General features: G+C 66.2%; 14 protein-coding genes and 3 tRNA genes. 7 read left to right on the forward strand and 10 right to left on the reverse strand.

What is annotated here, in order from left to right; translation table 11 throughout:
- Window positions 1-8 precede the first annotated feature (8 nt).
- The 3 genes from ftsH to tilS form a co-directional block, all read right to left on the reverse strand.
- Window positions 9-2,027, reverse strand: coding sequence for an ATP-dependent zinc metalloprotease FtsH (gene ftsH, locus ACFWE1_RS05420; protein WP_376932460.1), 2,019 nt, complete (start codon window positions 2,025-2,027; stop codon window positions 9-11).
- A 105-nt stretch (window positions 2,028-2,132) separates the two neighbouring features.
- Entirely contained in the window at window positions 2,133-2,684 is a 552-nt protein-coding gene (gene hpt, locus ACFWE1_RS05425) for a hypoxanthine phosphoribosyltransferase (protein WP_376932461.1), read from the reverse strand.
- 42 nt (window positions 2,685-2,726) lie between these two features.
- Window positions 2,727-3,785 carry a tRNA lysidine(34) synthetase TilS gene (gene tilS, locus ACFWE1_RS05430; protein WP_376932462.1) on the reverse strand — a complete coding sequence of 353 codons (1,059 nt, stop codon included), beginning with the start codon at window positions 3,783-3,785 and terminating at the stop codon, window positions 2,727-2,729.
- Window positions 3,786-3,846: 61 nt separating this feature from the next.
- Between tilS and ppa the strand changes: the two genes are divergently transcribed.
- Complete coding sequence (gene ppa / locus ACFWE1_RS05435; RefSeq protein WP_189083594.1) at window positions 3,847-4,332, forward strand: inorganic diphosphatase; 486 nt, start codon at window positions 3,847-3,849, stop codon at window positions 4,330-4,332.
- A gap of 67 nt (window positions 4,333-4,399) precedes the next feature.
- On the opposite strand, the gene ACFWE1_RS05440 is transcribed toward ppa, so the two are convergent.
- Both ACFWE1_RS05440 and ACFWE1_RS05445 read right to left on the reverse strand, forming a co-directional pair.
- The gene (locus tag ACFWE1_RS05440) at window positions 4,400-5,704 is read right to left on the reverse strand and encodes an NlpC/P60 family protein (RefSeq protein ID WP_376932463.1); all 1,305 of its coding nucleotides are present in this window, start codon (window positions 5,702-5,704) and stop codon (window positions 4,400-4,402) included.
- A complete protein-coding gene (locus ACFWE1_RS05445) occupies window positions 5,697-6,977 on the reverse strand; it encodes a peptidoglycan DD-metalloendopeptidase family protein (protein WP_376932464.1) in 1,281 nt (426 codons plus the stop codon). Before ACFWE1_RS05445 ends, ACFWE1_RS05440 begins: the two co-directional genes overlap by 8 nt.
- A 254-nt stretch (window positions 6,978-7,231) precedes the next feature.
- On the opposite strand from ACFWE1_RS05445, the gene ACFWE1_RS05450 reads away from it, so the two are divergent.
- The 4 genes from ACFWE1_RS05450 (at window position 7,232) to ACFWE1_RS05465 (ending at window position 8,376) form a co-directional block, all read left to right on the forward strand.
- Window positions 7,232-7,304 (forward strand) — tRNA-Glu (locus ACFWE1_RS05450).
- A gap of 37 nt (window positions 7,305-7,341) precedes the next feature.
- A tRNA-Asp gene (locus ACFWE1_RS05455) sits at window positions 7,342-7,415 on the forward strand.
- A 77-nt stretch (window positions 7,416-7,492) separates the two neighbouring features.
- Window positions 7,493-7,565: transfer RNA gene (locus tag ACFWE1_RS05460), tRNA-Phe, on the forward strand.
- 214 nt (window positions 7,566-7,779) lie between these two features.
- Window positions 7,780-8,376, forward strand: coding sequence for a hypothetical protein (locus tag ACFWE1_RS05465; protein ID WP_376932465.1), 597 nt, complete (start codon window positions 7,780-7,782; stop codon window positions 8,374-8,376).
- Here ACFWE1_RS05465 and ACFWE1_RS05470 read toward each other — a convergent pair.
- On the reverse strand, window positions 8,271-9,611 hold the full coding sequence (locus tag ACFWE1_RS05470) for a hypothetical protein (protein ID WP_376932466.1): 1,341 nt from the start codon (window positions 9,609-9,611) through the stop codon (window positions 8,271-8,273). The genes ACFWE1_RS05465 and ACFWE1_RS05470 overlap by 106 nt on opposite strands.
- Window positions 9,612-9,733: 122 nt before the next feature.
- Window positions 9,734-10,897: a DUF262 domain-containing protein gene (locus tag ACFWE1_RS05475; protein ID WP_376932467.1), complete on the reverse strand. Its 1,164-nt coding sequence runs from the start codon at window positions 10,895-10,897 to the stop codon at window positions 9,734-9,736.
- A gap of 268 nt (window positions 10,898-11,165) precedes the next feature.
- Here ACFWE1_RS05475 and ACFWE1_RS05480 point away from each other — a divergent pair, with 268 nt between their 5' ends.
- Window positions 11,166-11,384 carry an AAA family ATPase gene (locus ACFWE1_RS05480; protein WP_376932468.1) on the forward strand — a complete coding sequence of 73 codons (219 nt, stop codon included), beginning with the start codon at window positions 11,166-11,168 and terminating at the stop codon, window positions 11,382-11,384.
- Between the two features lie 473 nt (window positions 11,385-11,857).
- Here the strand turns inward: ACFWE1_RS05480 and ACFWE1_RS05485 are convergent, their stop codons facing one another.
- A complete protein-coding gene (locus tag ACFWE1_RS05485; protein ID WP_376932469.1) occupies window positions 11,858-14,287 on the reverse strand; it encodes a hypothetical protein in 2,430 nt (809 codons plus the stop codon).
- 153 nt (window positions 14,288-14,440) lie between these two features.
- Window positions 14,441-15,646, reverse strand: coding sequence for a hypothetical protein (locus tag ACFWE1_RS05490; protein WP_376932470.1), 1,206 nt, complete (start codon window positions 15,644-15,646; stop codon window positions 14,441-14,443).
- Between the two features lie 547 nt (window positions 15,647-16,193).
- Between ACFWE1_RS05490 and ACFWE1_RS05495 the strand changes: the two genes are divergently transcribed.
- The gene (locus ACFWE1_RS05495; RefSeq protein WP_376932471.1) at window positions 16,194-16,565 is read left to right on the forward strand and encodes a hypothetical protein; all 372 of its coding nucleotides are present in this window, start codon (window positions 16,194-16,196) and stop codon (window positions 16,563-16,565) included.
- A gap of 60 nt (window positions 16,566-16,625) precedes the next feature.
- Here the strand turns inward: ACFWE1_RS05495 and ACFWE1_RS05500 are convergent, their stop codons facing one another.
- Window positions 16,626-17,507, reverse strand: a complete 882-nt coding sequence (locus tag ACFWE1_RS05500; protein ID WP_376932472.1) for a M23 family metallopeptidase — start codon at window positions 17,505-17,507, stop codon at window positions 16,626-16,628.
- Window positions 17,508-17,618 lie beyond the last annotated feature (111 nt).

Raw genomic sequence — 17,618 nt, forward strand, 5'->3', positions numbered from 1 at the left:
GTCACGGCTCAGGCCGTCGCCGGCCGCGGGTTCGACCGCGGCGCCTTCGGCTCGGCCGCCGGCTCCTCGGGCGTCACGTCGGAGTCGATGCCGCCGTCGACGAGGCCGGCGTCGATCGGCATCTTCTCGGTCGGGAAGGCGATCGGCGGCACGTCGGAGACTGGGCGCTTGTCGCTCGAGAGCCACAGCGGGCGCTCGGGCAGCTTGCGCACGTCCCGGAAGATCTCGGCGATCTGGTTGTGGTCGAGGGTCTCCTGTTCGAGGAGCTCGGCCGCCAGCTTGTCGAGGATGTCGCGGTTGTCGTTCAGCACCTGCCACGCCTCGTCGTGCGCCTGCTCGATGAGCGCGCGCACCTCGGCGTCGACCTTCTCGGCGATGCCCTCCGAGTAGTCGCGCTGGTGGCCCATGTCGCGGCCGAGGAACATCTCGCCCGAGGACTGGCCGAGCTTCACCGCGCCGACGTTCGCCGACATGCCGTACTCGGTGACCATCTTGCGGGCGGTGGCCGTGGCCTTCTCGATGTCGTTCGACGCACCGGTCGAGGGGTCGTGGAACACGATCTCCTCGGCGACGCGGCCGCCCATCGCGTAGGTGAGCTGGTCGAGCAGCTCGTTGCGGGTGACGGAGTACTTGTCCTCCAGCGGCAGCACCATCGTGTAGCCGAGTGCGCGGCCGCGGGGCAGGATCGTGATCTTCGTGACCGGGTCGGTGTAGTTCATCGCCGCCGCCGCGAGGGCGTGGCCGCCCTCGTGGTAGGCCGTGATGAGCTTCTCTTTGTCCTTCATCACGCGGGTGCGACGCTGCGGGCCGGCGATCACGCGGTCGACGGCCTCGTCGAGGGCGCGGTTGTCGATGAGCTGCGCGTTGGAGCGGGCCGTGAGCAGGGCCGCCTCGTTCAGCACGTTCGCGAGGTCGGCGCCCGTGAAGCCCGGGGTCTTGCGCGCGAGCACCTCGAGGTCGACGCCCTTCGCGAGCGGCTTGCCCTTCGAGTGCACCTCGAGGATCTTCTGCCGGCCCTTGAGGTCGGGCGCGTCGACGCCGATCTGGCGGTCGAACCGGCCGGGGCGCAGCAGCGCCGGGTCGAGGATGTCGGGGCGGTTCGTCGCCGCGATGAGGATGACGTTCGTCTTGGGGTCGAAGCCGTCCATCTCGACGAGCAGCTGGTTCAGCGTCTGCTCGCGCTCGTCGTGGCCGCCGCCCATGCCGGCGCCGCGGTGCCGGCCGACGGCGTCGATCTCGTCGACGAAGATGATGGCCGGGGCGTTCTGCTTGGCCTGGTCGAAGAGGTCGCGCACGCGGCTCGCGCCGACGCCGACGAACATCTCGACGAAGTCGGAGCCCGAGATCGAGTAGAAGGGCACGCCCGCCTCGCCGGCGACGGCGCGCGCGAGCAGGGTCTTGCCGGTGCCGGGAGGGCCATAGAGCAGCACGCCCTTGGGGATGCGCGCGCCCACCGCCTGGAACTTCGCCGGCTCCTTCAGGAACTCCTTGATCTCGTGGAGCTCCTCGATGGCCTCGTCGGCACCCGCGACGTCGTCGAAGGTGACCTTCGGGCTCTCCTTCGAGACGAGCTTCGCCTTCGACTTGCCGAACTGCATGACGCGGTTTCCGCCGCCCTGCATGCCCGAGAGCATGATCCAGAAGAAGAGGCCGATGAGCAGCAGCGGCAGCAGGATGCCGAGCATCGAGAGGAACCAGTTCGGCTGCGGCACCTCGTCGTTGAAGCCGTCCTTCGGGTTCGCGTCGTCGACGGCCGCGATCACGTCGGCGCCGCGGGGCGTGACGTAGTAGAACTGCACCTGCGTGCCGAGCTTCTCATCGGCCTTCGCGAGCGTGAGGTCGACCCGGTTCTCGCCGTCGACGATCTTCGCGGCGGCGACCTTGCCGTCCTTCAGGAGCTCGAGGCCCTCCTGCGTGGACACCTCTTTGAACCCGGAGGCCGTGATGAGGCTCGCACCGATCCACACCACGATCGCGGCGATCAGGATGTAGATGACCGGTCCGCGCAGGATCTTCTTCATGTTCATGGTGCTGCCAGGCTACCGTTCACCCGCTGATCGCTGGATGTGTGTTCGCTGAGGGCTGCGCAGCAGTCCCGAAGCGGACCATGGGTACTGCCGCTGAGGGCTGCGCTAGCTGTAGACGTGCGGCGCGAGGATGGCGACGTCGCGCAGGTTGCGGTAGCGCTCGGCGTAGTCGAGGCCGTAGCCGACGACGAACTGGTTCGGGATGTCGAAGCCGAGGTAGCGCACGTCGACCTCGACCTTGGCGGCGTCGGGCTTGCGCAGTAGGGCGCAGACCTCGACGGACGCCGCGCCGCGCGAGCGCAGGTTCTCGAGCAGCCAGCTGAGGGTGAGGCCCGAGTCGATGATGTCCTCGACGATGAGCACGTCGCGGCCGGTGAGGTCGCTGTCAAGGTCCTTCAGGATCTTCACGACGCCGGAGGACTGGGTGCCGGCGCCGTAGCTCGAGACGGCCATCCAGTCCATGTTCAGGTGCGGACGCAGCTCGCGCGCGAGGTCGGCCATGACCATGACCGCGCCTTTCAGCACGCCGACGAGCAGCAGGTCGCGCCCCTCGTAGTCGGCCTCGATGCGCCGGGCGAGCTCAGCGAGCTTCGCGTGGATCTCGGATTCGGTCACCAGGACTTCGGTGAGGTCGCCCTCGATGTCGCTCGCGTGCATGGAACGATCCTAGGCGACGCCGCACCCCGATCCGTGCCCCGATCAGTGATCGTGCGGCAGGATCTCGGTCGCGCCGGTCGCCGAGAACACGACGTGCGCCCCCGCGCGGGTGGCGACGGCTCCGCCCGGGAGGGCGACTGGGCCCTGACCGTGCCAGTCGGTGACGAGCCGGGCGACTTCGAGCGTCTGCACCCGGCTGAGCGCGACGCCGAACTCGCTGCCGACGACGTGCCGGATGATGCGCTGGCGGAGGGCTGCGGGATTGGCCGCGAGCACCGCGGCCGACACCGCGATGCCGGCCTCGGCGGGCTCGCAGATCTCCTCGATGAATTCCTCGAGCTGCTCGTCGAAGGCCGCCTCGTCCTCTCGGAGCTGCTCGGCGGTGCGGGCGAGCGCCTCGGCGATGCCCGGTCCGAGCTCGGCCTCGAGCACGGGCAGCACTCGCTCGCGCACCCGCACCCGGGCGTAGCCGGGGTCGCTGTTGTGCGGGTCGTCCCAGAAGCCCAGCCCCGCGTCGAGGCACGCCTGCCGCGTCGTCTCACGGCGGAGGCCCAGCAGCGGCCGCACGTAGCGGCCGGCCCGCTGCGGCATGCCCATGAGGCTCGCTCCCCCGGCGCCGCGGGCGAGGCCGAGCAGCACCGTCTCGGCCTGGTCGTCGAGGGTGTGCCCGAGCAGCACGACGACCGCGCCGGTCTCGGCGGCGGCCTCGTCGAGCGCGGCGTAGCGGGCGGCGCGGGCGGATGCCTCGGGCCCCTGGCCTGCGGCCGGCACCTCGACGCGGCGCACGAGCACGGGATCGAGCCCGAGCTCCCGGGCCGTGGCGGCGGCCCGCTCGGCGACCTCGGCGGAGCCCGCCTGCAGTCCGTGATCGACGACGACGGCGCCCGCGCGCCATCCCGCTCGCGGCGCCTCGAACGCCGCGGCCGCCGCGAGGCAGAGGGAATCCGCGCCGCCGGAGAGCGCGACGAGCGCGAGCGGCGCGGGCGCGCCGGTCTCGGCGGGATCGACGGGCTCGAGCACGGCGCGCACGGCGCGGCGGGCATCGGCGATCGGCGGAGTGAGGCGGGGCCGGCGCTCCGCCGTGCGGTCGTCTGAAGGCATCGAGGTAACCTTATTCCGCCGCGCGCCAGGTGCCCGGCGGGACTTCACACAAGGAGAGCACATGGGCGAGTACAACGCCGTCATCGAGATCCCGAAGGGGAGCCGCAACAAGTACGAGGTCGACCACGAGACCGGCCGGGTCTTCCTCGACCGCGTGCTCTACACGGGCTTCGTCTACCCCACCGACTACGGCTTCTTCGAGAACACGCTGGGCGACGACGGCGACCCGCTGGACGTGCTGGTGCTGCTCGAGTACCCGCTGTTCCCCGGCGTCGGCGTGAAGGTGCGCCCGGTCGGCGTCTTCCACATGACCGACGACGGCGGCGGCGACGCGAAGGTCATCGCGGTGCCCGCGGGCGACCCGCGCTGGAACCACATCCAGGACGTCGACACGATCCCCGAGTACACGAAGAAGGAGATCGAGCACTTCTTCGAGCACTACAAGGACCTCGAGCCCGGCAAGTGGGTCAAGACCGAGGGCTGGGCGAACGCGGCCGAGGCCGAGGCGCTCATCCAGAAGGCGATCGAGGCCTTCCCCGGCCACTGAGCCGAACCGAACGCACGAAGGGGGCGAGCCGATCGGCTCGCCCCCTTCGTCGTCTGCCGCGAGCGGCTCAGCCGGTCGGGCGGGCGGCCGCCGCTGGGCTGCCCCAGATGAAGTACTCGCGCACGGGGACGCCCTCGCGCGGCGCCTCGAGGATGCGTCCGCCGCCGAGGTAGATCGCGACGTGGTAGTAGTCGCCGCCGGATCCCCAGAACAGCAGGTCGCCGCGCTGGATGCTGCCGAGCGACACCGCCTTGCCCTGGCCCGCGAGCGTGTAGTACTGGTTCGTCGCCGAGTGCGTGCCGACGTAGATGCCGGCGTAGCCGTAGGCCATCTTCGTGAGGCCCGAGCAGTCCCAGACGTCGGGGCCGGCGCCGCCGAGGCGGTACGGCTCGCCCAGCTGCTGCGAGGCGTACCAGATGGCCGACTCGACCGCGCTCTGGTTCGGCGGCTTCGGGGTGGTCGGCTTCGGGGGCGTCGTCGGCTTCGGCGGGGTCGTCCCGCCGCCGCCGGTGTTGCCCCCACCGGTGTTGCCGCCGCCGGTGTTGCCCCCACCGGTGTTGCCACCGCCCGTGGCGGGCGGGTCGGGCCGCAGGGCCTCCTCGGCCTCCTCGCGGGCGATGCCCTCCACCCGCTCGCGCTCGAGCTCGGCGGTGGTGTCCTTGAGCCGGGCGAGCTGGGCGTAGAGCTCCGCGGAGCGACGCTCCTGCTCCGCGACCGCCGCGGTCGCGGCATCCGCCTTCGACTGGGCGTCGTCGTACTGGGACTTCGCGTCGTCGGCGAGCTTCTTGCGCTCCTTCGCGGCGGCGTCGGCCTGCTCGCGCAGCGAGTCGGCCGCGTTGCGGTCGGCGAGCGCCTGCTCGTAGACCGAGGTCGACTGCTCGCCGAGCTTCGACGCCATGCCCAGCTGCTTCAGCAGCCCGGCGCTGTCGCCCGAGAAGACGAGGGAGGTCGTCAGGTCGTTGCCGCCGGCCTTCGCGAGGTGCGCGGCGATGAGCCCCGCCCGCATCTTCGAGATCTCGGCGACGGCCTCGGCCTCGTCGGCCTGCTTGCCGAGCGTCGCCTCGCGCTCGACGGCCTCGTCGCGCTTGATCACGGTCTGCCGGTACGCCTCGGCGGCGATCTGCGAGTCGCGCACCGCGGCATCCGCCGTCGCCTGCAGGCCCGCGAGCAGTTCGCCGAGCCGGGCGATCTCCGCCTGCTTGGTCTGCTCGTTCTGCTTCGCCTGCTCGATCTCGCCCCACGAGGGGTAGTCGACGGCGAAGGCCGGGGCGCCGGAGACGCCGAGCGACGCCGTCACGGCGCCGACGGCGACCGCGGAGAACACGGTCGCGGGCTTCACCCGGGAGACCGGGCGGGTGCGGTTCTCAGCCAAGGTTCACTCCTCGTGCCGACATGAAGGGGCCGGGGTTGATGCGGTCCCAGCCGTCCCAGACCTCGAAGTGCAGGTGGCAGCCGGTGGAGGCGCCGGTCGTGCCGCTCCACGCGATCTGCTGGCCGGCCGAGACCCACTGCCCCGCGCCGACGAGGATGCCGCCCTCGCGGATGTGGGCGTAGCCGGTCGAGATGTTGCCGCCGTGGTTGATCTTCACGTAGTTGCCGTAGCTGCCGCTCCAGCCCGCGATCGAGACCGTGCCGCTGTTGGCCGCGTAGATCGGCGCGCCGCAGCCGGTGGCGATGTCGTAGGCGTAGTGGAAGCCGCTCGAGCAGTAGCCGCCGCCGCAGATGATCGGGCGGGCGCCGTAGCCGTCGGAGATGTAGCCCGAGGCGGGGCGGGCCCAGCCCGAGCTCGCGACGGTGCCCGGGGAGCCGGCGGCGAGCGCCTCGCGGCGGCGCTTCTCCTCCTCGGCCTTCCGGATGCGTTCGCCCTCCTGATAGGCCGCCGTGGTCTTCGCCTCGGCATCCTTCATGAACTTCAGCTGCTGGTCGAGCTCGACCTTCTTCGTCTGCGACTCGCTCAGCGCGGCCTCCGCGGCCGCCTGCGCCTCCTGGGCCGCGGCGAGCGCGTCCTGGGCGGCGATGCGCAGCTTCTCGCGCTCGGCCTTGGCGACCTCGGCCTGCTCGCCGAGCGACTCCGCGTCGTTCGACTTGGACTGGGCGCTGCGGTACACCTCGGAAGTGCGCTCGACCATCTTCTCCATGTTGCCGAGCTTGGAGAGCAGCGCGTCGGTCGCGAACTCGTCGCCGGACTCGAGGAAGAGGTCGACGCTCAGGTCGCCGCCGCCGGAGCGGTACAGCTGCGCCGCGACCTGGCCGGCGTTCTTCTTGGCATCGGCGGCCTCGGCCGCGGTCTCCTGCGCGAGCTGCTCGATCTCCCCGGCCTTGCGGGCGGCGTCGTCGTAGCGCTGCTGCGCGTCGAGGAACTCCGCCATCCGCTTCTCCGCCTCGGCGCGCGTCGTCGCGACGTTCTGCTCGAGCTGGGCGATGAGCGAGGTGATCTCGGCGACCGCGTCGGCGGCGGCCGCGGTGTCGGCCTTCGCCGCCTGCAGCTCATCCCACGTCGGATAGTCGGCGGCCACGGCCGGGCTCGCGCCGAGCACCGTGCCGGTGACGGCGAGCCCCGCGGCGAGCAGGGTCGCCAGGGCACGGCGCAGCCGCGCCGGGGTTCGGCGCTTCGTCGTCGGGCGGTTGACTGTGGTTCGGTACATGGTTCCCCGTCCACGCGGGCTCGGGCCCCCGCGCCGTAATGTGGTTCGAGCTTCTGGGTCGAGCTTGTGGTTCAAGCTCAGCTTGAGGCGATCAGAGCCACGATAGGCATGGATTCGCGGGGCGAACGGCATTTCGGCGGGCATGTCCAAGGGGCACCGACGGGCCGTCGGAATGATCGCCGGCCTCGTTTTGGAATCTCGGCGGGAAACCCGTATGCTTGGCTGTCGGCGGGAGAGCGCAAGCACTTCCACCCGGCCCCATCGTTTAGTGGCCTAGGACACCGCCCTTTCACGGCGGCAGCACGGGTTCGAATCCCGTTGGGGTCACTCTCGAAGGTTTTACAATTGAATAGTCTCATTACGAGGCCCTGTGGCGCAGTTGGTTAGCGTGCCGCCCTGTCACGGCGGAGGTCGCGGGTTCAAGTCCCGTCAGGGTCGCTCAGGCGACAAGCCCTTTCCCTTTCGAGAGAAGGGGCTTTCTCCTTATCGAGGCACCGTTTCATCGGATGCCCCGAGGCTCTGTAGCTCAGTTGGTAGAGCGTTCGACTGAAAATCGAAAGGTCACCGGATCGATGCCGGTCGGAGCCACAGCGAAACCCCCGCGAGAGCGGGGGTTTTCTTGTTTCAGGGGTGGCGCCAGAGCCGGTGCCATCGCATGAAGGCGGCGTGCCGATGACGTTCAGTCGTGCGACCGAAAGCGAGGACCCCGCACCACGAATACCACGTTGCCGAGTCCGACCAGAACGAGACGCTCGACGGCCGCCGGCGATACATTGAGAAGAGTGCGACGCACACCCACGTCATGGTCCGCCTGCAGCGCCAGACGTTCGCTGTGCCGGAGGAAATGCGCATCATCGGCGTCATCAGCCTTCCTCGGCGGGGCGGCCAACCGATCACGAGCCAGCTGCTCCACCAGTTGCCGGCTGCCCGCACCGAGGCTGGAATCAACAAGCGCCTCTTCACGATGAAGCGCACGGAGACGATCTACGGCGGCAAGATCATTCTGCCCTCAGGCCACAAGATCAGGGAGCGCGACCTGCTCAACGCGATCGGCGACCCGAAGAAAGTGCCGCGCTTCTACGTACCGGTCGCCCTGCAACACGGCCGGCTCACCCAGCAGGGCGGCGCCAACGCGAGCACGACGATGGCGCAGATCAACTGCGTCGCGCTCTCGACTGCGCAAGGCTGGATCACGAAAGCGCGCGACCGCGGGCTGCTCCACTCGGGCGACGCGGACGCGCGGGATGAAATCCGTGCGCTTCGGTGTGAGATTCGGCCTTGGCGTGTCCAAGCTCAAGCCATCCCATTGAGGATCGCCTTCACGAGTGCCTCCGCATCTGCCGCGAATTCGGCATCGGCCGAGCAAAGTCGGACCAGCACATCGCATGTCGCCGAATAGCTCCCAAATCCTCTCGCGACCTCGATGAACCAGTCGTGGTGGTCAGAACCGGCCGCGGCGCTGACTGCCAGTCGGAATTGGACCGGGTCTGCAACACCGAAACGTCTAAGCTGAGCATCGGTTAGCCCGGAGACTGCAGCGGTCGCGACACTCTTCAAGATGGCGTCAGGCGCAACGTTCCCCGGCAGATAGGTTCGCTTGTCGGACTTCACGCGGTTGCCGCGATTAAGTTGACGCTGATCCCCATCAAGGACAACTTGCATGTTGAGCCGGCGTCGGCGCGTTTGCCCGTCGATGAACTCGCGCTGCACTTGGGTGAGCGCAGATTCGCCGTTCCGAGCATGGAAGATCTCTACGCCCTCAAGCAAGATCGGATCGTTGTATCGAAGGATCGCCTCCGTGAGCGCTGCCGCGACCGCATCCTCGGTCAGAAGCGCGAGAGTCGGCCGGATTGGCGCACCAAGCGAATGCGCGGCTTTCGGCGAACTCATTGGCCCGTAGGCGACCGGGCTTGGGAGCGACTCGAGCACAGTTACTCGCGACGCCGGTAGACCCAAATACAAGTCCGGGGAGTGCGTAGTGAGAACGAAGTGGAGTCCTTGCTCCGAGCTGAGAAAGGCGAGGGTCTCCTTCAGCCGGGCTTGGGAGAATGACGCAAGCCACGCTTCCGGCTCATCAATGATGACTATTGTGTCGTCCTCGACTCTCGCCAGCCTCCAGAGCAAGTACATCGCGGAAAGCTCGCCCCGCCCAGCGCTCAGAATGTCGTAGTTTGCACCCATTGCCCCGATCTGAAACCAGGGGACAACGGTATCTTCGTCTGGTCCTTCGACTTCGAACACTTCGATCTGGTCGTAGTCACGACGCAGGATCCTCGACGCATGATCTAGCCAAACCTCATCGAACGGTGCGGGGTCAGTTCCTTCAAGAAGATCACGAGCATTGGCATCATCCTGGAAGTGTCTGCGAATGCGTTGCGACTCTTCCGCAGGGTCTATGAAGACCAAGCGCGGAGCGTCACCTTCGCTGACGGAGACAGATATTTGCCCTTCCCCAGCTGCTCGCTGGAGCGTGACGGCCCATGCCACACCCGACGTGCAACCCTTCGCCTCGACTTGCTCAAGGCGCTCCGGCCAGACTGCTTTGTGGACGTCCTCAAGTGTCTGTAGCCCTCGCAGCAATGTTGTCTTCCCTGCGCCGTTGCCGCCGGTCACAACCCCGACGCCCGGCGCCACGTCAACGTCTAGCTGAGTGACTTTCGACCCCGGGAGCACCAGCCTCAAACTGACATTGCTGAGGAAGGTCGAGTAAGTACGTGCACCAACTCGCTCAACCGCCGCGGAGAGTTGAGCGTGTCTCAGCCCCACCCGAGATCCCCCCAATTCGATTCGTTGGCAAACGCGAGCAACGTGTCTTCGGTATCGCCCTCGTCATTGACCAACCGCCAGGCCCGTTGTGCAAGCGAGAGTTTTGAAGCGGGCCCGGTTGCCGCGCTGCTTCTGGCGAGGAACATCCACGCAATCAGGTCACGAAGTACGACTGACGAGACGTCAGCCACGCGGGCGGTACTCCGATCTTGAAAGAGCGCAATGGTTCGTTGGTCGCCCGTCCGTTCTCCCGACGATCGCTGCCAGCGCGCTGACTCCAAGTCGCGAATTGTTTCGGCGAGTCCTCTCTCGTACTCGTTGGCCCTTCCCACGAGTGCCATCTGCGCCCCGAAACAGAGCCATGTGTGGAGAGTCGCTTTGTTGGGGCGAAGGATCTTGTCAGAGGCCACGTCAGGATTGAGCGCGCTGAGGACAACACGAAGGGATTCGCGAAGGACATCCACATCTTCGTCCGCGAAGGGCTTGCCGACACGATATCGGGCGGTGACTAGGGACGCGGTAACTTTGGCTTCCAGGCTTCTTGCCTCAATCGTTACCAGCACGCGCGCAAGCATGTCGTCGTACGCCATGCGCGCATTAGAGAAGCCGACGCGATCAGTTAGGAGGCCTGCGCGAGTTGCCCAATCTACGAGTTCGCGAACTTGGTTGCGCGCATCCCCGACAAACGCGTTTCGCTTCTCGGCTTCAGTGAGGCTGGTCGGTTGATTTAGCCGGAAAAACAGCTCGTGCGGTTCGTCTGGAGAATAGTCGACGAGCTCGAAAACGCGGATCGTGAACTTGCGGAATTGTCGGGCCACAGTTCCAGGCAGCTGTGCGTAGCGAAGTCCGTTCAGCTCCTGGATCCGTGGATCCAGCGGCTCCAACTTGCCGTCCACCGCGAAGTGTCCGCGTACGAAATCGCGAATGGCGGTCAAGCGTTGTTGACCGTCGAGCACGTCACTTCTACCGTCCTCGCCAACAACAAGATGGACGGGAGGAACGTGCCATCCCCGGAGGATTGAATCTACCAACCGCCGCTTCTTCTGAAGAGTCCAGACCTCGCCCCGTTGGAAGTCGGGTTGCAGATCGTAGTCACCATCCTCGATCCGGCGAACGATCGTCTCAATATCTGGGTCTTGGGACAAGAATCGCAAGCCTGCTCCTAATAAACCTGGAAAGGGACGTTGCCGCGAGCATAGCGGTGAGGAGTCAGAACTCTCGGAGGTCACGGCAGTGAAGCTGCGCGACTGGCGCCGCAAACATGCCAACGGTCGAAAGTGGCGGATCAATCGAAGGTTGACAACAGAACCGCGTCAACACAGTCTTTTCGTGAACGGGCTAGACACTGATATCCGTGCACGTCTTCGCTGTCGAGACCCGGCTGCGCGATCTGCTCGCGGCCCGTGCCGAGCGGCCGCGGCCGTGGCATCCGCTCAATCGCTCGCCGTCGAGGAGAGCGCCGGCGCAGGCAAGACGACGATGCTCGACGCTGGGATCAAGGAGGCGGCGATGCAGGGTCGCAGGACCCGCGTGGTGACGCCGACGAAGAAGGCGGCTGACGTTGCGCGCCGGGAGCTCGGGCTTACGGCCGACAGCGTCGCCAAGCTCGTGCACGAGCACGCGCACGCGCATTATCCATAGAAGATGAGCGAAACCGCCCAGAGCTCACTGAAATCGAAGGGTCACCGGATCGATGCCGGTCGGAGCCACAGCGAAGCCCCGCGAGATCGGGGGTCATTTTGTTGTGGTGTGGGTGGGTCTGCGGGGCGGTCGGTGAGGTTGCGGCATGCACGTGCCATTGAGGTTTGGCGGGTTACGGATGGGACAAATTGCGAGAGCATGAGTAGCGCACGGTGACCTCCAGCCCTATCGCCCCAGCCTCGCCTGCACATCGGGGCACGGTCGGACCGCCTGCAGAAGGATCTTCGCGTATACCGCTGGCCATGGCCGCGGGCCGGTTCGCGGAACTCGTCCCAGTTCGCTGCGTGGCGGCATTGTGTTCGTGAGTCCCTCGCTGTCGACACAAGGGCGGTACTCGCCACTCCCGGGGCGCCGAGATCCCACCGCGCCTGTCGCCGCGTTCGCGCTACGCCCACCCTGAGAGTAAGCCGTGGTTAGCGACGCTTCTTCCTCCGGCGCGGTTGTGGTCGCTGCCCGACCATCATCATCCGCACCTGCTCGGCGGAGCGCATTGCGCTCGCGGGCTGCAGCCTGGGAAGAATGGCCAACTCGGATTGGCCGAGTTCGCCCGGAATCGCCTGGTAGAAGACACCGAACATCTCTCCTGTCGCCCCGTCGAACGCGAACAGTGCGGACCTCGAGACTCCAATCTGGTGACCCTTCGCCCTGAGGTACGTGAGCTTCGAGGCCACCCATCGTCCGCGATCGCAGCCCGTAGGGCAGGTAGACCAAACGAGAATCCAACCGCCGTCGGCGAGAGTTGGTATGGGAACAGTGATAGTTCGCTCGATCGTTCCGCCTGCCGACGCGCGTGAGACATCTCCCCCATACCGCGCCATCCGCCGTTGCGCTTTCGTGTCGCCCGACAGAAGAGTTGCATCAATCGAGATCGCCGCATAACCGCACAGACGATCGACGCCTTCGATGAGGGCAACAAGAGGACTGGGGGACATCTGCGGCTTCGGCGCTGCGGATGGCCGTTTCGCCTTCCCCGATCGCGTTGGCAGGTAGTCCTCAAGATACCAAGCGTCAAGCGGGTCGGTACGGCTCGTGATCACGCCAGGAGTCTGTTCGCGCCATCGCTCTCGCTCTGACACGCTGGCTTGGGGTAGGAATGAGAAGACGGATCGAACCGCGTCCGGATTCTCTTGCACGTACAGGCCAGCTTCAAAGAAGTACAAGAAGAGATCGAGTTCATCCGGTGCGGTGTAGAGAACAGTCGCTTCGGGATGGCGGCGGCGGCGGAGGTACAAGAGGAACTCCGCAGGGTGAGCGACAAGCTCGGCGATCAAATCGAGGTCGTGGATCGAGACGGTCCAGGGGACGGACTCCACCGCAATCAGCCCAGCCTGAACGAGCTCAGCTGTAGCCGTCGATGTCGACGTGAGATCTTCCAGGCTTACAGCCACCGCGTGAATCTCGCGGACGCTTTGCAGGTCAAGCCAGCCCACTCCGTGCACCCGGATACCCTTGTCCGCCTGGATCCTCTTCACCAGGCGGTCAGCCTGCTCGGCCGCCTTCGTGATGATCCCAGTGAGGTCCTTGCGCAGCCGAAAGCCGGTCGCCGATCGAGACTGCGAGCTGAGCGCCACGGCCTTGTCTTCGATGACAATTGCGACATCATCCACCACGATGAGGTGGTCACCTTCGACACGCTTGGTATAGCTGTTGGGCCCCAGCGCTTCCTCTGCACCGTTCGCTGGTACGTAGTAATGGAACGCATGCCAGGTGCGTGCTGATGGAAGCAGGCGCTCGAACGCGCGCCGAGTGCGTTCCTCCAGCAGACGCCCACGATGCGACTGATATTGCTCCCAGGCGCTGGTCGAGCGCATCGCCGACTCAAGACGCTCGCGGATAGCGGCCTGTTTCAGGGCAGGGTGGACGAGCATTGCTCGCTGCGAGCTGGTTTGTACGACTGGCGTCGCGCGGAGCGGATTGTCACCGATCAGAAATGCGCGAAGTGCGCCTTCAACGTCGCCATCGGCAGCAGCGTGCCAAGTGAATGCATCGAGGACATCCTCCACCGTCTCGAGTGGGAGTTGAGTTAGGCGAGCGATATCCGAGCCCGAAACGGACGCCGCGGTCTCATCAGGCTGGAGCGCACCCTCAAGGCGATCCGCCGCGTCGGCCATCTCCCTTTCCGTCGCGAGTCCAACGGCGCGTCGCCAGCTGACCCGCTCATACTCACGAAAGGCCCCCTCCTGGCGACGGTTCATGTTTCGTGTTTGCAACTCGTGCAGCCCGGATAGGATCGACATCACCTCGGATACTCCGAAGCCCGTCGCCTGCCGCAAATTCCTGTCAATAGCTTCGTCGCCGAAGAGATCCCGCGTGGTCTCTTCTAGGAGCTCAGCGTACGACGACCCCCTCATCGACATTTCCGTAATCTGCACCGAGACACCAATCCAGGCGAGCGGGTCGTTTGGATCAGCGCCCGCAACGGCGCGAACACTGGCCAACTCGCGCAACTTCTCGGCGATTTCAAGACACTCGTCGACAATCTCATCAGGCGTAACGGAAGAAGCATTCGATGGCTCGGTCTTCATCGCCGCAATCGCGATCAGTTCGACAAGGGTGAACCCGTTCTCGATTCCGGCCTGGTACGTCGGCTGGCCGGTGTGCCAGGGCAATGCGCGAAGACGCGCTTGCTCGATGAGCTCGAGCGGGCGCTGGCCCTTCACGAGGTCGGCAATCCTTATGATCGATCGACGAATCTCAAGCTCGAGCCCATCAGCGAGGTGATCCGCATCGAACCCGGATATCGTTGCCGTCATCTCGCTGAGGGAACGCACAATAGCGTGCGCGTGGGCATCAACCGATACACCGCCGCTATCTCGCAGTCGCTTCCTGCGCTCTTTTCCCATTTCATCATCAGATCATGACCCAATGACCCGGCCACCTTCATGGACGCTGGCCCCGCACCTGAGGCGGAGTTTGATGTTCAGTTAGAGCAGGTCACGAGGCGTGGTCCCCGAAAGGAGCCGCCCGCGACTTGGTTCGTGCACGCTGGCTGCAAATCACCGTCCCCGCCGTTGGGACCGTGGGCGAGGTTTGAGTCCATGCGGGAAAGTGAGAACGTCCAGAACGTAGAGCCAGAGCAGATCCGGGAGGTCCTTTGGCATCTCTCCGTCGTGAGCCATGAGCAGTGTTCTCTCGGTTATGTTGAGCTCACGGTCGAATCCGTGCTGAGCATTCCGCATCAGCCGCAGCCACATCGCGGCCGCCCGTTCAAGCCGATAGGGCGATTCGACGCCGTTCTTATCCGGCAGTAGCAGCGCATCGCCGTCACGCATAGTACGAATGAAGAACCCGTCCTGGACCTGTCGCAGGGCTTCGACACCGGCGCGGGCTCGCGGCAGCAGAATCTTGGCAACGTCCCCAGGCAGCGCCGTTTCGAGTCGCGCAAGGCGCTCTCGTGCATAGCTGAGCGAGAGAAGCGATTCAGTCGTCCAGCTTCGATTGAGGCCGACGAGAGACTCCAGCGCTTCGAAGGCAACTGCCCGGCGGGCGAACGGGTCACGCACCGTCGCACCCACGGATTGAGCTGCCCGGAACAACCGTTCTACGGTGAACTGGATCTGCAACGCTCGTTCCGGGTCGAAAACACCGCCGACCGCCGCCAACTCGAGGTTGGTCAGCTCCCCGAATAGCACGTCGAGTCGTTGGAGCCACCATTTGAGTGCAGCCTGGTACGACCCCCAAGTCGCCGTGGAGGGGTACTCGCGTATCGGCTGACTGCCGTGCCCAGGCGTGTAGAGCCGGAGCGTGTCTCCGTGGTCCTTAGCGGTTCCATCGACAAGCTCACCGAACAGCAGAACGATAGCCGCACCCGGACGGCCGACTGCGAAGCCCCACACAGCGGGGGACAAGCTGGTGAAAAGCGGGTTCAGATACGCCGCGAGACCAATGATGGTGTCGCTCATCTGACCGCTCGCGGACGCGAATACCTCGCCGATTTCGACATCCGCGGGACTCGGCCTGTCTGAGCCCCGCAGGAGTACCCGGGTTATCCCGTACCGTCGGTTGAGCGTCTCGGAGACTTCCACCATGTGCATAGAGAAGTTCTCGAACACGAGACCGACGCGCTTTTCTGCGACCTGGGCCAGCACATCCCGGAGCATCTCGGCGGTCGGCGCTGCCGCAATAAGCATCTGGATTCCGCCAAGAAGAGTCACGAGATCTCCATGCTGTCCGGATTCCGCACGGCGCGTGTCGGCGTCCATCACCCGTTCCCAGACTTCGCGGGGTCGAGTGAGCTCGTCATGCTGAGCGAGTCGAAGCACCGCGCCGTAGCTGTCGGGGCTGGCTGCCTTCCGAGCCCGACTCAGAAGCCTGTGCGTCAGGAGCCCGGGCTTCGCCCCTCGGACGGACTCCGCCGTCCGCGCGTACCAAACACCATCCCGCTCGTGGAGGTGCCACCCACAGAATTCGGCGACGTCATGCGGTCGACTGCCGAAAATCCATTGAGGGAGCTCGACTCGCACCGCCATTGCCCGGCGTGCTCGGCTCCGGCTCGCACTCAACTGTCAACCACCGCGTTCGACGAGTGCCAGGCGCCGGACGTTCGCTCACACATGCCCCCATGCTATTGAGGGCTGCCGACGCCTGACCGATACCAAGGCGTTCTAGGCGGGGCCCAATACGATCTCTGACGCCCGAGCGCATCTGGGGCATCGCGTTCCTCGTGCTCGCGGTCGCGATCGGCGCCTTCGCCGCCGGCTGGGCGCTGGGCAGCGTCCGCACCCGCAAGCACGAACGGAGCGCCCGAGCATGACCGCGACCCCGACGACGACCTGGGCCCCGCCAAGCAACCGTTCCGCGACGACCGCCCGGAAGCTCGCACCGTGGGCCATCGCGGTCGCAGCCCTGTTCTGGCTCGTGCCGATCACCCTCACGTTCGCCCCGTCGCCGACCGTCCAGACGATCGGGGTGATCGTCGCCTGGATCGGCTTCCTGCCCTACCTGGGCGTCACCGTGACCACGATCGTGTTCGCCGCCAAGGGGCTTGCGAGCGCCCGGCGGCTCGGTGGCCTCGGCCGCTCGGATGCCCGCTTCGCGCTCGTCGCCGTGATCGTCACGTTCGCCGCGGCGCCCGTCGCCGCGATCGTGGTCGCAGTCCTCGTGTCGCTGGTGTTCAGCTGAACGGGCGGGGACGCTTCCCGGCATCCCCGCCCGCTTCATGCGCCGCTCACGCCACTCGGATCACTGGAACAGCGTGGCGTCCGCGGCGAGACGAGTGATCTTGACCGTCGCCGTGTTCGACGACGGAGCCTGAACCCGGAAGAACACTCGACGCGACGAGGCGAGACCGAGCTGGAAGGTCGGATTCGCGAAGATGCGTCCATCCGGGCCGGCGACCGCCCGTTCCACGAAGTGCGGCGACTCCGAGCCAGTCGAGACGTCCGAGAGCACGAGCCAGAGGTCCAGCGCCTGCCCCGAAGGCGCCTCGGCATAGACGTGGCCTGTCACGAAGAGCCGTCCGACATCCGGCGTCGCCGCGATGTTCGCATCGGTGCCGTTCGCGTTCCGGATCTGCGTCGCCTGATTCACGCCGAGGGTGAACTCGCCGCGGTAGTCGGTCCGGGTGGGGTAGCTCTTGGCCATGTCGTCTCCATTTTCTGGTGCGTTGAGTCGCTGATCGATGTACGGGATGGGGTCGAAGTGGTCGATCCAGTAGGAACCGTCACCACGGGTCGCGGCCGAACTCCAGCCCATCGTGAGGTGGAGGTGGGGCGCGTAGCTGAAACCGCTCGTCGCGGTGCCGCCCACGCGACCGACGATCGCGCCACGAGCGACGGTCTGGCCGACGCTCACGTTGCGGTCGGTGAGGTGGCAGTAGCCGCTGTAGGCGCCGTCGGCGTGCTTGATGGTGACGACGTTGCCGAGCCCGTCGTACCAAGCGCTCCAGTCGACGACGCCCTCGGCGATCGCCGGCACCGGGGCGAGGTTCTGCGCCGCCGGCCCGTTGTAGTCGGCCCCTCGGTGCGGCACCCCATTGCGGAACGGGGGCGGCGGGTCCATGCCGTAGGGATCGGACGCGTCGTAGTTGGCGGCCTTGGGGAACGGATGCTGATAGCGAACCATGCGCCCTCTTTCATTCGTGTTCGTGTTTCGTACCGTTCGGATGAATTCGGGCCCCGCGTCCGGAACCCTGTTCTTCGAAGACATTTTCGAAACTACGGAGCGGAGCGACCG

Source organism: Agromyces sp. NPDC060279, assembly GCF_042726785.1.
GTDB lineage: Bacteria > Actinomycetota > Actinomycetes > Actinomycetales > Microbacteriaceae > Agromyces.